Consider the following 15,128-nt stretch of genomic DNA (forward strand, 5'->3'; position numbering starts at 1 on the left):
CACCCCCTAAAATGCTTGCTTACGTTTCTTGATATCTTCTTGCTCGTTAGAAATATCCTCAACGAATTCAGAGAATTCACGTTTACCAATTTGTACGTTTATAAATGCCGGTTGTTTTTCTTTCACTACAGGATTTGTAAAGTTATTGTTATCCGCATCTACTGCGCCCACTCTCGGTTTCGCCATTTGATAAGCGCCTAACCCTCTAGGCATTCCATAAACGCTTTCTACAGACAGTGCTTCTGGTTTCATCCATTCAGTCATTCTCTCGGTTGTTTTTTGTACAGCGCCTTTCATTGCGTCAATACCATTGATCCAGCCTTTCATCATATTGACACCAATGAAATCCCTGAACCAGCGACTCGGTGAGTGAATCGACAAGAGACCAGAAATTTTATCCTTAATTCCGTTTCCGATTTCCGTAATTTTATTCCAAATCGCGCTTGCCATTGAGCTGATTCCGTTTAAAAGCCCCTGCATCATGTTTTTACCTATGCTAACTAAATCGATACCGCTCAAGAATGATTTCACGTTATTGAATATTGAAGTTACCGTGTTATATACGCTAGAAAGAACACTCGATGTTACGGATTTCACGCTATTCCAAATTGAAGACACAATGCTACCTATTGCGGACATCGTTGACGAAACGACCGAACCTATTCCTGAAAAAATTGAGCTTACTAGCGAAGACACGGCTGATAGAACACTAGAAAAAATCGATTTTACTAGATTTAGCCCAGCAGTCACAACGGAAGAAATTAAGTTTATTGCCAATTGGATTATATTTCCAATTAATGACATCGCACTCGATGTAATTCCTTTCACCGCGTCCCATGCTCCAGACCAGTCGCCCTTCAGAATTGAGGTGAATAATTTTATAATATTTGTGATTATATTAATCGCCGACGTTATTGCACTAACTACTGATGGAAAAATAGACTGCACGATTGATAGAATCAACTGGATCGCTGGAATTAGGACGCCTTGAATTATTGCTGCTGCCCCTTGAAAAAGCGCTGTTGCTATAGGAATTGCCGCTTGAATGATGGAAACTACGACAGGAAATACCGCCTGAACGATTTGGAGAATTAAAGGAATCACAGTCGTTGCAATAATCGAAATGATTTCACCGAACATTTGAAGGATAGAAATCACAATTGGAATTGCCGCCTGAATTATCGAGACTATTATCGGAAAAACAGATTGTACGGCTGATAGAATCATAGGAATCACAGTTGATGCTATAGTTAAAATAATTTCACCGAATGCCTGTATTAAACCCCCTGCAATAGCAAATGTCGCCTGAATTACCTGAAGTACTATCGAAAAGCCTTGCTGAAATGCCTGAACAAACATTGGTAGGTATGTAGCTGCAAATTCTGTAAAAATTTGAGCCACCTGCGTTATAGCTTCAGTAATAATCGGCATAATTTGAATAGTTGTATCAGCGAACATTTTTATTAAATCCAATGCTATCGGCAACACAGCTTGAACAACTTCTCCAAACAGACTCGCTATTGTAGAACCTAGTTCACCAAAGGCAGCACCAAGTTCAGCAAGTGCAGGTCCTAATGTCGCAAGACTTTCCGCTATAACTTGACCGGTTTTTTGGAATTCCGGTGCTAGTGGAGCAAATGCATCAATAAATCCTTGTGCTAGAGACGTCAGAATCGGCATTACTACTGAAGCAACTGAACTAAAAAGTGATTGTATTGTTTGCCAAGCAGACATCAGTGCAGCTTTTGCTTGATCGTTAGTGTTTACAAGTTTAAAAATCGTAGCACCTAGTGAAGTAACAATAGCGATTACCCAGCCTATAGGGCCCGAAATACCTAAAAATGATAGTCCTAAACGAGCGATTAATGGTGTTAACGTTGCAATCGTGTTACCTATTGATGAAAAAGATGATTTAATAAACTCTACAACTGGAGAAAGGGCCGAACTTATTCCAGAAAACTTTGCACTTAAATTTTCAATTGTCGAGCCGAATGCCGAACTTATAGTTTGACCAATTCCATTAAATTTTTCTTTTGTAGAATCAACAAAACTGCCTATCGCTGTTCCCATCTCGGAAAATTTAGCAGGTATCGTTAAAAGATATGCACCAAAAACATCTAGGGCCGATTTCATTGCCTCAATTGCTGATACTGTTACGCTTTTTACTGATTCCCAGGCACTGTTTACCCCGTTTCGGAAAGTCTCATTATGCTTATACAGTTGAACAAGAGCTACGCCTAACAAGGACAGTGCAACTATGACCACACCAATAGGACCTGTAAGTGCAGTGAAAATTGTTACTGCGATACTTATACTTTCAGCCAGAGTGCCGATAAACGATATTAGGCTACCAATCCCCATAATTAATTTACCGAATACAATTAAGGTAGCTCCTATAGCATTTATCATTATTCCGATAACTGTAGCTGTTACTAAAAATGCTGTAGTTACAGCTGCTATTGTCGCTATTGTCGTCTGCATTTGTGGTGATAGTTTCGTAAAAGCATTCGCTAAGTTTTCAACTATTCCAGCTACCACCATAATTGCTGGTGCCAAAGCATCCGTAAATGCACGAGCAGCAACGTCTAGTGTTGCCTCCATTTTTGTCATTGCTCCAGCCCATCCGTTAAGCATTGCGTCAGCTGCTTTTTTCGATGCACCATCTGATTTCACAAGTGATTGTGTTAAGGCATCAAGTTTTTCAGGACCCGCCGCAACAAGCGCCATCATACCGCTGACTGCTTCAGTTCCAAAAATAGCTGCTAAAGATGCGGCTTTTTGAGCATCTGTATAACCGTCCATTCCTTTAGAAAGCTCACCAATAATTTGACTGAGCGGTTTCATTTTACCGTTTTGATCTGTAATTGATACGCCTAGCTTGTCTAGTTCCATACGAGCCTGTTTTGGTGGCTTAACCAAACGTAACATTGACGCACGTAATGCCGTACCAGCAGTCTCCCCTTTAATACCGGCGTTTGACATAATACCAACCGATGCTGCAAGTTCTTCCATCGATATTCCTAGCTGAGCTGCTGGGCCTGCTGCGTATTTAAACGCATATTGCATGTCACCAACACCTGCAGCGGTCGCATTCGCCGCTGTTGCAAGTACGTCGGCAACGTGGGTACTTTGACTTGCTTCCATACCAAAGGCGTTGAGCGCTGAAGTAATTGTATCAGCAACCATAGTTAGGTCTTCACCTGAAGCTGCCGCCGCACTTAACACACCAGGTAACGCATCGGTTGCCTGTGCTGCATCAAACCCCTTTGCTCCCATTTCAGCAAATGCCGCGGCAACTTGCCCTGTTGAATACACACTATCTTTTGCCATATCAAGAATCGCCGTTTTTACTTGACCATAACTACCTTGAGTAAGAACAGCAGCTCTACGTGTTTGCGATTCAAACTCGCGAGAATTCTTAATCATGTTACCGAGCGCAAACGCGGAAGCTGCGGCTGCTGGTCCAAAAGCATTCTGCATAGTTTGACCTGCTTGTTGTACCCTTCTACCCATCTCTATTGCATTGTTACCTACTTCTTGAAACCGTCTCTGCCATCCTGAATAATCCGGAGGTGGAGGTGGCGGTGGAGGCGGTGGTGGTTGACTAATATGTCTAAAGAAGTCGTCCCACGCTCTAGTGGCCTCTTTTAATCCTCGTGTTAGGTTGGATATTTCAGCAATTACCTGCGTTTCTACTTTATTTTGACTCATTCACCCCACCTACCCTTCCTCTTGATTTCGTATTGCTGCCTCTAATTGATCAAAGAACGACTCGTTTCTTTGAATTTTTTCAACAACTTCTTTCTGCTCTTTAGCCTTCTTCTCAATTTCATGAAAACTTTCAGGACGTGTATAAATGTCATCCAGTGACTTAATTTTGTCGCTTTGCGCATTTCGATTAAACAAAGCTTGTACACTGGCAAACTCGTATTTATCCAGTAATTGTTCTTTATATCCGTTCAGCATAATGTGGTATTCTTTCAAACTAATGCGCCACGATTGCAAGGTGGGCATATTAAAAAAGCGAAAACACTCACCTTGCAATTCTTCAATGTTTATCCGTACAGTGTCTCGAACGACTTCTGTTGTTCCGCTGTCATCGTCGCTAGAAGCTTCTTCACTGTCTTCTGGAAGAAAAAACTGTTTAATACAACTGCCTTGTTGTATTTTAGAATCTCATCAAGATCCAACTTTTCTTCATTGAACAGCCCCTCAACCTCTTTCTGTACAGTGTCATACGTAAAACCTTTACCTGTATGAATCAGTGCGTAATAAATAACATCAATAAAATTCGTAAGACCGCCCTGCATAGCGTGCGAAACAAACTGGAATGGTCCACCGTTTTCATCAATTAATTTGATAGCCTGTAAACAAAATTTCAGCTCGTGTTCTTCCCCATTAATTACGAAACGCGTATATGATTTTTCAGCCATTTATAATTACCCCCAATTGTTTTTGTGTACAAAATAAAAAAGCGAGCCTATTAGCCCGCTTATTTTCCACCTGTCTGTCCACTACCCGGATCCGCTACATCACCAGAAGGAGCTCCATCCGGTACCGTAGTAATTGTTCCCTTAGATACGTTACCATTCAACTTCAGCCCAATTGAGTACTTAGAAAACTCTTCATTTTCATGTGAAAGTTCCAAACTATTCATCATATATGTTCCAGATTTCATTCTGAATTTACCATCTTTGCTACGCAAGTTTACTTCATGAATTCTAACTAAAACTTTATTCAGAATTGCCTCTTCAACGTACTCAAGACCCTCATCACCTTCAGTACAAATGCCTTCAATACTTGTTGATTGTGTTACGTCTCCGTAGTCAGAACCGCTTTTATCTTTCGTTTTTAATTCAATTTCACTTGCCTCAATCGAACGTGAACCAGATGTTTGGTTATAAAACCGTACCATTTTATTTTTCCCATCAACTTGTGGGATATCGACTAGATAAAGTGTCTCGGCCCCTTTAAACTCAGGAGCATTCTCTTTTTTTAATTCGGTCATCTGTATTCCTCCTCTTAATTTTGAATCGTTACTGTTATAAAGCTCAAATGTTTCGCTGTACTATGCGACACATCTTCTTGAGATAAGGGTTGAAAGTTTTTAACTTTTACAGATAAAAAACCGATTAGAACAGGATTCTTTTCGCTCGTGTCATACAAGGCGATTGAACCCTTTTCTAATCGGTTAATAATTTTGTCCTGTAAATCATTGCGCTTACGAACCTCATCAGTGTATACACCAATTTGAATCAGATGATTCTTTGAAAAATTATCCTTTGAATACCTGGAGATTGTACCAGATAGATCCTCAATCGTAAGAAACGGCTTTTCTTTTCCAGATATGGATACACCGTCATAAATCCACGTAGTAGGTGCGAAAACGTCCAGTGCTTTTTTTAGAGAGTACATAACGTCATTCAGCATCTCTAATTCCCTCGCGACACACGTTGAACAGTTTTATTAATATCCTCAACAAACGGCTGCTCTCCTTCAAATGCCGTTTTACGCATAAAACCTTTTTTACTTTTATGCGTATATTCCTGTACAGCTGCATAAATAAGAGGAGATCCATATGTTCCGATAATCCTTTCACCTAAAACCATCTTCACACTTGCTGGGATACTTCCAGCTAGATTACCTGATAATACCGGTGCACGATCAGAAGCTTGGTTAGCCTGTAAACGCGTGTGCTTTTCTACCGTTTGCTCGATTGGTTTTTTATACCTCTCAGGATTGTGCGCTCTTAACACATTGGCTTTTCCTTTAATAACAACTCTAATACCCATCAAATCACCCTCTTTACAATTACCTCACGACGGTTCACGCCACCTAGTCCACGCTCATCGATAAGGTCAATCACATAATAAATACCTTTTCTTTCAATCTTTTCCACGTTCTCCAGGTCCACTTCAAGGTGAAATGTAACAAGTGCTTCTCCTTTTTGGATATCAAGACCAGCGAATTTTGTTTTTTCGACCGATGTGAACTTTTTCCACACAACTTGAACCGTTTTTATTACCGGTTCACCTGGTATTTCTTCACCGGTGATAGGGTCCGTTTCGCTTTCACCCTTACAATATAAAATCACCGGTTCCTGACGACCCTGCTCAATCATTTCCCGATTTCCGCGGATTTCTTTAATATCTTCATCGGTTAACATTTGTTACACCTCCTCACTGATTAGATACTTTAAACGCGATGAACATTGGGGATGTGGGCTTATTAATTGATTCATGAGACCTTCTGGAATGTTTTTCGGATACTTCCCAGGTCCTAAACCATACGTATCACGTCTTGCTAACTTGTAACACTTATGGCTAGAGTGATTCCGATGTCGATGTCCGTTATCTACAATCTCATAACCAACCACAATTTCACTTTCTAGCCCATTTTGTATAGTAGCTGAACGATGCGTATTAGTACTTTCAGAAATGGCTACCCGCTCAATCTTCCATTCCTCGTTATCATGTACTTCTTTAATTTTTTGAGAAATCATTGTAATACTTTCGCCCTTTAAAACTGCCGGACGTATTACACTACTCAATCGATCCCTCATATCTCCTGATAAATTCCATACACGATCAGATAGAATTAAACCGTCTTCTCCAGGTCTTTTTATCGCACTTTGGATAATTCGTTTATTTAAAGAGTCCACGGATTTTACATCCAATCCTGCTCCTGTTAACTTTGCCGTGGTCCATTTCGACGTGTTTTCAATCAATGTGTGGAATGATTGTTCCGCTTGTTTACGAAATTCTCTTTCGTAAAAATCAAGATCTCGTAATAAAGCGTTCAGTCTTCCACGCCTAATGACACCACCTTTTTGATAGTCATTAAGCAAATCGATTAAAAACAAACGTATTAAGATAATGGCCTTAACGGCATCGGATACCTGCTTTTCATGTTCTTCTTTAAATTCTTCAGAAATTTTTTCAAGCGCGGTATCAAACTCTTTTTGGGAATCATTCACGTTATCATCTCCCATCTGCTCGTTTTGCAAATGTTTGATGAGTACCTTTCCCACGTCTATATTTTCGATACTTTTTCCTGTTATCGAGAGCTAACTTTTGATAATTTGCGAAAATCATAGACTTATCAACCGCTTCCTCACCATCCGTGTACTTGAAGAAACGAGCCGCATTAGCTGCGATTGCCTCATAAGCAAAAGAAAGTGCAAGATAAAACACAGCATTTGGGTTTTCTTCTTCTGTTAACTCTGACTCAGTTTCTGCTTCGGCTAGCCAACCGTCAATGTCATCCGTAGTAACGCCTGGAACTTTGGATAAACGCGATTTTAAGCGTTCTGACACTTTCACGTGGCCTCACCTCCGTTTTGTGGTTTATATTTTTTGGGTACTAACTCATAATCCCTGCAGCTTTTAATTTTGCTAGTAATCCATTAAAATCCGCTACAAGGCCCGCTACATCTGTCGCGGTACTATTCGGTTGAACAGCAACTTTACTGGCAGTTAATTTTGTATTAAGTGTACTTTGAAGATCTGTTACATTTGCAACTGTGTGCGTATGTGCCGAAGGAGGAAATGTACCTGGCTTACCGTTAATGTCTGTCCAGGACACGCTAATATTACCGCCACCAGCTTCTTGCAAAGCTTTTATAATATCACCAAGTTTAATGTCGTTTGCCACCGGCATAGATATATTTAAACGTTGTGCTTGTTTTTCTGAAATGGCCATACAAAACACTCCTTTCAAAAAATAAGAAGGTAGCCTACAAGCTACCTTCTTAAGCCATTGTCTTAGAAATTCCGCTAAGAACAGCCACAGATTCTTTTGCATTCTTGATTTCAAATCCGAATTCCCCACGAATTACACGAGCAAAGTAATCCGCGCCAGATGGTGTTGCATCTTGATCGTAAATTGGTGTTAAATAACGAGCTTTAATGTTATTTGTATCCAATAACAGCGCACGATCTTTCGGCATATTTTGATCAACAACAACGCTAGAAATAGCTCCACCTGGTAAGTCAGAAACAAACGATAAAATTTGATGTCCAGCTGCAGTATCCTGGCGAGTTGTTCGGATAGTATCGCCACCTAACTTTGTAATTTGGCGTGCAACGTTTGGACCACATAAAATCGTATTCGCAGAACCGCCTCGAGTAAATACCTGCTCTACAGCGTCATTTAAAGGTTTAGCTGCAATTTCTTTACCTTGGAAGTCTTGTACATGGGATTTTTGCTCACCAGCAAATGCGAACAACCCACCTGTAGTACGAGGTTGTGTTGGTGAACCCTTATGTCTACGACCATAAATTAAAGAATTATTAGCTTCACGAACCATTTCTTGCAAGCGCAAGTTTACTTGGTAATCTAGTTCGTTAGATACACCATAAGTATTCACTTGTTGCTGTGTGCGAGATACAGACGCGTATCTTGAAAAGATTTGTGAAAAGTTATGCGATACTAAACGGTCGTTAATCTCATTCTTACGAAAAGCATCTTCACCCTCTGGTCGTGGTCTAGCGATTACTTTCAATTCACCGTTAGCTTCAACTGCTTCAGCGGTTGTATTATCATACCCACGTTGTACAGTGATTTTATCAGCCGCTTCATCGACACTTACAACACGTAATACTTCAAAGCCGTTCTGCACAAGTGCGTTTTCCGTAAATTTCCGTGCTTCTCCTTTTTCTAATACTAATTCTGTAGCATCAGCTTTAGCTGCCGTTTTAACGATACCCGTGTCAGAATTAAGATAATCATTTTGCCATTCAAATTTCGTTTGAGTAAGTGCATCACCTGTACCGATCAAACCAAAAAGAACCGGTGCTTTCGTTAAAATCAAATCAACATTTGCTTGCATTTGTCTTACCTGTTGTTGAAAGTCGTAAGTAGTTGGTACTGTCATATTTGTAGCCCCCCATTATTTTTTAAAATTAAAAAACCACTGACTTTTAGCCAACGATTCGTTTATTTTTTAGATTTCAAATCTAATAGTTTGTTATATATCCGCGTTACTTCACCCACAAATTTAGAATCTTTCAAAGCTTTTGCTTTCGCTTCTTCCAGCTCTTTTTCTAGAGCAAGAATTTCGTTCGCTTTCGGATTTGTTCCTGGATTCGCTCCACCGGCTGCATCTGCTCCCACAACCTTCTTAAACATCCAAGGTTTGCTCTCTTTTAACGCTTTTACAGCATCTTCAACGCCTTGGTAATTACCATCCTCACCAAACTGAATTGACGACTTGTCTAAAAGTGCTAATACGTCTGCTGGATCATTCGCATCTAAAGCACGTGCAACACTCTTAATTTCAGTGTTCAAAATACGAACATTTGCTTGTTCTAATGCTTTTTGTGCTGCTTCAGAAGCATCTACCGCTTTTTTATCTGCTTCAGCTTTTTCAGCTTGCAAACGTTCGATTTCTGTCATTTCTTGTTTTTTGCGTTCTTCTTCAGCTTTTTCAAACTCAGCTAATTTTGCTTTAACGTTGTCGTAATCACCGTATTTTTCTTCAGACTTTTTACGTTCACGTTCAAGACGCTTTGTAACGATTTCGTCCAGCTGCTCTTGCGTAAATGTTTTAGGCGGATTTGGATCACCTGGATCATTCGGGTTGTTATTCGGATCATCGTCATCCGAATTACCACCATCAGCAAAAAACTGAATGTCTAATCGAAGTGGGAACTTAGGTGTTTTTTGTACTTGTTCTACAAAATGTTTAAATGCTGTTGCCTGTTTTACGTATTCCATTTGCAAATCCTCCATTTTGAGCCTGTCGGCTATAATTTCCGAAAGTTTATAGCGCCATTTCGTAAGGCAAGTTTTACTTTTCGTTGTACGGATCTTGTGCCTGTCTTTTCAGTACCCGTTCTTGCATAATTTCCATGAATTTTTGTTCTGCATTTTCTTTACCGCTTCTTGTGATTGCTCCTTTGATTGACTCAATTTCGTTAGAAATCTCATCGCCAAGTTGCTCAATAAGCGCTTTTTGATCTTGCGGCAATGGTAAACCGAAAATAATCTTGCTAGCATAATAGTTATCTACTTTTGCTAGCAAATCTTTATCGTATTTAAATCTTGGGTCTTCTTGTCTTGCTTTCATATAACGCAAAATATACTCATTTAAGGTTTGAAGACGTGACTGCCATATTACCCAGGAGCGTTGTGTTTTCGAAATGATATTACTAAATAAAAGTTGTACGGCCATATCATTAATACCGCCCGTATTCATATCAGCTGTATTCACCATAGGCACTTCCACTTTTTCATGTAGTCGCTTTTGCAATCTGTCAAGATAAGCCTCAATCGTTTCTTTGAATCGAAAACCACTTTCAAGCTTTTTGGCGCTAGGTTCACCACTATCCTCTGTACCCTCACCTAAATCCCATTTCGCTCCTGGAGCAACTTGAAGTGGGTTTTTAGGATCCTCGTCCACATTCGTCAATAAAGTAATAGCAAACATCTCAAAACGTAGCGCGTCCGAGTAATCAGACATTTTTTTATCGATTTCATCAGATAACTTGATCGTTTTTTCAAGTTCACTATAGCCTGTAGTACGCTTGCTTAATTTTTCAGTAGGAACAGGCACTACTGGAATAAAATCAAGATCCATCGACGAACGCTCTACACGAGTTTCCTGTTTCTCCAAGTCGCCATTATACACAGCTTCTTCAATTTCACAGTCATATTTACCAACGTCTTCATGCCACACAAGGTAATACGATAATTTCCACATTCTCGTTTGTTCCTCATCCAACCACGCCATAAAATGAACCTCTTCCAGCTGATCTACGTCCCATTCGCTGTATTTCGCAATCACTTCCGTCGATGGATGCCAAATAATCTTAAATTCTCCTCGACGCTTATCGTAGTGAATACGCGCATACACACCTGTTTTCGATATCGCCCTATCCTTAGCTGCAGCTAATAACTTCTCATGCATTCTGTTATCATCCCAAACCCATGTTAAAAGTCGCTCTTTCGCTTTCGCTCTACTATTTTCCGCTTGTTGTTCTTCACTAGGTTCATATCCTGTTTGAATCATAAGCGCTGGATCATCTATTACGTCAGGTGGCACTGTCACTTTTGGCTCCTTTTCAAACTGCCACGCCGCAATCATATTAACGATTTTTTGAGGATAATCGAGCTGTATTTTCGTAGGCTCATAGTCAAGATTTCCAGGTTTTTTATAGTCAGACCAAACATTTAAGTCACCTTCATAACGCTCGTATAACCTAACTTCATCCATAATTCGTGTCCATTCGGAACCACCTAGAGCCGTTCTCATCGGTACTACAATTTCTACTGGATTTATCAAATTACGATCACCTTGCACTCTCATCCAGGCCCCTCCTTTCTCAATATCTTGAATTACCTTTGTTCCCTGCTTTACGTCTTGCACGTTTATAGGCAATAGAAAAAGCCATTTGAACCGCATCCGGACCATCATCGTGTGGATGCATCGGATACATTTCAAATTGCTCCAATAATTCGCGTAAATGCTTCATAAAACGTAATTTACCACTTTGAATCTCTGGTAAAAGAGACTCAATACGTAACGCTTTCCGTGTACGCTGTTTAATTTGCTTTAAACGTGTCATTGATGGGTAACCTTTTTTCCGCAATGCTTCAGAAAGCTTGTCCGCAAACCATTCTTGAGCTTGCTGTGCCTCTACCGCAAGTGCTTCGTATTGGTATTCCATGGTATATTCCACTGCCTTTTCTAGTAGAATATCCGGGTGAACCCGCTCCATAAAGATATCAACTACATAGCACGTGCCTGTTTCAACGTTTTTCGCTAACGTAACCACAACACTAAAGTCACCCTTTTCTTTACCCATTGCAAAATCAATACCGCCGTAGTATTGTAGTTGCTTGTTTTTTAATTCCTCTAAAGTACAGTATGTGAAATCTTTCGGTTTAAATATCTGCCGTTCCTCGTCAGTTGGGTTACATAAATACTCCTGGTTAAACGCCTTTGTGCCATCATCTTCTCGAATTTCCATCAAGTCGATGTATGGAAAATGATCTGGCCACAACGTTTTTGTACCGCGAAGCATTTCCTCTTTGTTCTGCTCATAAAACTCACGAGCTTTTTCAGAAGCGTCCGGATTATCCACTTGACGGATCTCGCGCCATTCTTGCCATAAATCTTCACGCTCTGACCATTTCAGAATTGCCGGGAATGATCTTGATACGAAATCACGACGGTTTTTAATAACATGATGCAATAAACTATCGTAACAAACGATGGTACCCATATAAATACAAGCACCTTCTTGACGACTCAAACCTGGAAGCAATTCTTCCTTGAACCAGCGTTTGTTTTTCGCAATCAAGTCAACCGTCGCGGTATTTTCTTTACTCTCCAAGTCATCCAAAATATAGAGCTGTACACGTTTTGAACCGTGTCGTAAACCACGTACCTGTGTCCCTATACCTTTCGCTTCGACTTTCGTGTTTGTTAAAGTCACGAATTCTTTATCGTTATCTACTTCATTTCGGCTTTTTTGCTCATGCAATAGAATACCGAAATCCTCACGTAGTTTTTCGTTGTACTTTAACTGATCACGTGCCCAAGATATAAAGTCCCCGGCTACATCGGATGTCTCTGAGATCAAAACAATGTATTGCTTTAATCGATACACGACTTGATGACACAAATAACCGTTACTCAGGTAAGCAGTTTTCGCGTGGCCACGACCTACACTCCAGGCCACTTTTTTCTTTTTCTCCTTACCTGTTGTGATGTCATCTAATAGCCCACATAACGTTTGGTGAAACTCTGCGGCATCATCCATTGCTACTCCAGCCGGAATTAAGTTATCAGGATTCCCAGGATTTCCTTCTTCCGAGAAATACTCATACATGAAGTACAGCATGTCATGTTCTGCCCTGTGTACCCTTTTTAACTTTTCTAGCTCATCGATGTCAGCAAGTAGTGTATCCAAGTAATATTCTGTAGCCTCACCAGTTTCGTACAACTCCTGTAATTTCTTCGCTCTTTCTGCTACAAGATTGATACGCTCCTGACGTTCTTGACGGGCTAACCATTTACCGTCTATATATGCCATGTAGCCCGTCCTCCTTTTACTCGCCTGTCAATTTTTTTAATTTCTCAAGTTGTTCTTCGATCTCAGCATTTGTACGGTTCGCATTTCCTAAATCTCCTTCGATTACTTTCTTATCCGTAAGTAAACCGAATCGCTGCATATACAACTGCATTGCTTTTACACTCGGTTGTGGTCCTAAAATTAACTGCATTAGTTTGCTGTACACCTGTTCACGCTTCTCTGCAAGGAAACTGTCAGCTACTTCACTCTTAAATGCAATAAAGTCCTGATTCTTAGTTCGCCATTCCCAAAGCGTCGTTCGATTTATGCCGAGCTCGTTCGCCATTTCATCTTGCGTCCTTTTTTCCTCGTTGTTTGATTCCATCAACTCGTTTTCCACAAGCAAGTACGCTGCTTGAATCTGTTTTGCTGTGAGTTTTTGTTTTAGCTCGTCCAACTTAGCCATTAGTTCGTTCCCCTTTCTTTGTGAAATAGAAAAAGGCAACCGATTTAGTATCGATTACCTCGTAATTCGTATATTTTATTGAGCCCCCCGAGTTTAAAAATTCCGGCGGTACGTTTCGGAGCCCAGCCAGCCCTAAATTAGAATTGACCTCCCCCCGGGGGGTGAAAATTTTGTTTGGTGAAAAGAAAAAAGCCGAAATCATTGTTCCGACTCTTTTTTCTTTTTTGCTCGTATTAATGTACTTTTACTTATTCCTGTTATTTCCTCGACTTGTGTATATGAATGCTTATCTAATAAGCCTAGTGCGTGTTCAATTTGTTTCTTGTTATACTTCTTTGGTCTACCTTCTCTGAAGTCTTCACGTTGTTTGGCAATAGCCTTACCTTCTTGTGTTCGTTCAACAATCATGTCGCGTTCAAACTCTGCGAACGCACTCATGACATTAAAGACCAGTCTCCCTGTTGGTGTATCCTCTACCAGCCCCATGTTAAGCACATGAACCTTCACACCTTTTTCAAACAGTTCTCTTACAGTCTGTATTGCATCGACTGTCGAACGAGCAAAACGATCCAGCTTAGTAACTACCAGCGTGTCACCTAACTCCAGTATCGAAAGCAGTTCCTTAAACTTAGGACGATCAGCCTTTGTGCCAGTGAACTTCTCTGAATAAATAACATTACAATCTTCCTTCTCCAGCGTTTGAATCTGCGCATCTAAGTCCTGGTGAATTGTACTTACCCTTGCATATCCGTATTTCATTCATATCAGCTCCCTTTCGGGTCAACTAATGACACCAAGTTATGACACCGTTTGATACCTTGATACTATCACATCAAATAATCAGTGTCAAAACCTTTAAGTTATGATACCGATATGAATGGCCGTGACCCCCTGAGTTTCAAAGAGCCTTCTCTCTCAGTAGAGACCGACTGATAAAATAACCCTATGGATTGCAATTCTCTGTTGCCTACAGTTTAGTAACAACTACAGTAGTTACCTCAGTTCCTACCTACTATATGCGCTACAGATAGCTCAATCCAACGGGCATAAAAATAGCCAGGATACCTTGACTCTAGGCTTCCTGGCTACACACATTCGTGTATGGAGGATGTGGACATAAGTTCACCATCCTAGCATAAATTGTACCTACTACGGGCATCTCTTGTCAAGCCCCGTACAACTTTTTTATTAGCTTCTTCATACCGACCATATCACCATTAATACTCATGTGTAATAAATCTAAAGCTTGTCTACAGCGTGTATAATACACATGCTCTGTAATGTTCATTGTTCGTAATGTGTTCCTTCTAGGAATCTTAGCAATATACCTAGCCACCACAATATAACGCATCTTACTTGGTAGTTGCTTGATAGCCTGGTCTAACACAATCTTATTCAAACGCCCGTCACTCTTTCCGTCCAGTGTGATCGGACCTGTAAAACTTGGAGGCGTATCAGGGAATCGGTCACCAACTGCCAGCGCCTCGTAATTCTCCAGCCATAACTTAATTGTCTTCTTCGAAACATAGCTCTCAATTCTGGTCACTGTAAAACCTCCTGACTCAGAAAATCAAAACCCCGTAAACCATTAATAGTATTACATACTATATAACTATTAATAAATAATACTATATATATAATAT

16 protein-coding genes and 1 pseudogene are annotated in these 15,128 nt (G+C 40.3%); all 17 read right to left on the reverse strand.

Going from position 1 to position 15,128, the window contains the following annotated elements; genetic code table 11:
* Positions 1-6: 6 nt before the first annotated feature.
* On the reverse strand, positions 7-3,711 hold the full coding sequence (locus V7183_RS10900) for a phage tail tape measure protein (protein WP_335359511.1): 3,705 nt from the start codon (positions 3,709-3,711) through the stop codon (positions 7-9).
* Between the two features lie 9 nt (positions 3,712-3,720).
* Positions 3,721-3,966 (reverse strand): hypothetical protein, encoded by a 246-nt coding sequence (locus tag V7183_RS10905; protein ID WP_335359512.1) that lies wholly within the window; start codon positions 3,964-3,966, stop codon positions 3,721-3,723.
* An 89-nt stretch (positions 3,967-4,055) separates the two neighbouring features.
* Complete coding sequence (locus tag V7183_RS10910) at positions 4,056-4,433, reverse strand: tail assembly chaperone (protein ID WP_335359513.1); 378 nt, start codon at positions 4,431-4,433, stop codon at positions 4,056-4,058.
* A gap of 59 nt (positions 4,434-4,492) precedes the next feature.
* Positions 4,493-5,008, reverse strand: coding sequence for a phage major tail protein, TP901-1 family (locus tag V7183_RS10915; protein WP_335359514.1), 516 nt, complete (start codon positions 5,006-5,008; stop codon positions 4,493-4,495).
* Positions 5,009-5,022: 14 nt separating this feature from the next.
* Complete coding sequence (locus V7183_RS10920; protein WP_335359515.1) at positions 5,023-5,430, reverse strand: hypothetical protein; 408 nt, start codon at positions 5,428-5,430, stop codon at positions 5,023-5,025.
* A gap of 2 nt (positions 5,431-5,432) precedes the next feature.
* Complete coding sequence (locus V7183_RS10925; RefSeq protein WP_335359516.1) at positions 5,433-5,792, reverse strand: hypothetical protein; 360 nt, start codon at positions 5,790-5,792, stop codon at positions 5,433-5,435.
* Entirely contained in the window at positions 5,792-6,166 is a 375-nt protein-coding gene (locus V7183_RS10930) for a hypothetical protein (RefSeq protein WP_335359517.1), read from the reverse strand. Before V7183_RS10930 ends, V7183_RS10925 begins: the two co-directional genes overlap by 1 nt.
* A gap of 3 nt (positions 6,167-6,169) precedes the next feature.
* Complete coding sequence (locus V7183_RS10935) at positions 6,170-6,976, reverse strand: hypothetical protein (protein ID WP_335359518.1); 807 nt, start codon at positions 6,974-6,976, stop codon at positions 6,170-6,172.
* Positions 6,977-6,980: 4 nt separating this feature from the next.
* Entirely contained in the window at positions 6,981-7,322 is a 342-nt protein-coding gene (locus tag V7183_RS10940) for a hypothetical protein (protein ID WP_335359519.1), read from the reverse strand.
* Between the two features lie 40 nt (positions 7,323-7,362).
* Positions 7,363-7,467 (reverse strand): annotated as a pseudogene (locus tag V7183_RS10945) (head fiber protein); the annotation flags it as partial.
* A gap of 283 nt (positions 7,468-7,750) precedes the next feature.
* On the reverse strand, positions 7,751-8,875 hold the full coding sequence (locus tag V7183_RS10950) for an SU10 major capsid protein (RefSeq protein ID WP_335359520.1): 1,125 nt from the start codon (positions 8,873-8,875) through the stop codon (positions 7,751-7,753).
* 62 nt (positions 8,876-8,937) lie between these two features.
* Positions 8,938-9,717 carry a phage scaffolding protein gene (locus V7183_RS10955; RefSeq protein ID WP_335359521.1) on the reverse strand — a complete coding sequence of 260 codons (780 nt, stop codon included), beginning with the start codon at positions 9,715-9,717 and terminating at the stop codon, positions 8,938-8,940.
* A gap of 73 nt (positions 9,718-9,790) precedes the next feature.
* Entirely contained in the window at positions 9,791-11,308 is a 1,518-nt protein-coding gene (locus tag V7183_RS10960; RefSeq protein ID WP_335359522.1) for a phage portal protein, read from the reverse strand.
* Positions 11,309-11,324: 16 nt separating this feature from the next.
* Positions 11,325-13,040 (reverse strand): phage terminase large subunit, encoded by a 1,716-nt coding sequence (gene terL / locus V7183_RS10965; protein WP_335359523.1) that lies wholly within the window; start codon positions 13,038-13,040, stop codon positions 11,325-11,327.
* 16 nt (positions 13,041-13,056) lie between these two features.
* Positions 13,057-13,485, reverse strand: coding sequence for a phBC6A51 family helix-turn-helix protein (locus V7183_RS10970; RefSeq protein WP_335359524.1), 429 nt, complete (start codon positions 13,483-13,485; stop codon positions 13,057-13,059).
* A 198-nt stretch (positions 13,486-13,683) separates the two neighbouring features.
* Positions 13,684-14,244, reverse strand: a complete 561-nt coding sequence (locus V7183_RS10975) for a recombinase family protein (protein WP_335359525.1) — start codon at positions 14,242-14,244, stop codon at positions 13,684-13,686.
* Between the two features lie 406 nt (positions 14,245-14,650).
* A complete protein-coding gene (locus V7183_RS10980) occupies positions 14,651-15,031 on the reverse strand; it encodes a hypothetical protein (RefSeq protein WP_335359526.1) in 381 nt (126 codons plus the stop codon).
* Positions 15,032-15,128: the final 97 nt, after the last annotated feature.

The sequence above is a fragment of the Bacillus sp. JJ1127 genome (genome assembly GCF_036965845.1).
GTDB lineage: Bacteria > Bacillota > Bacilli > Bacillales > Bacillaceae_G > Bacillus_A.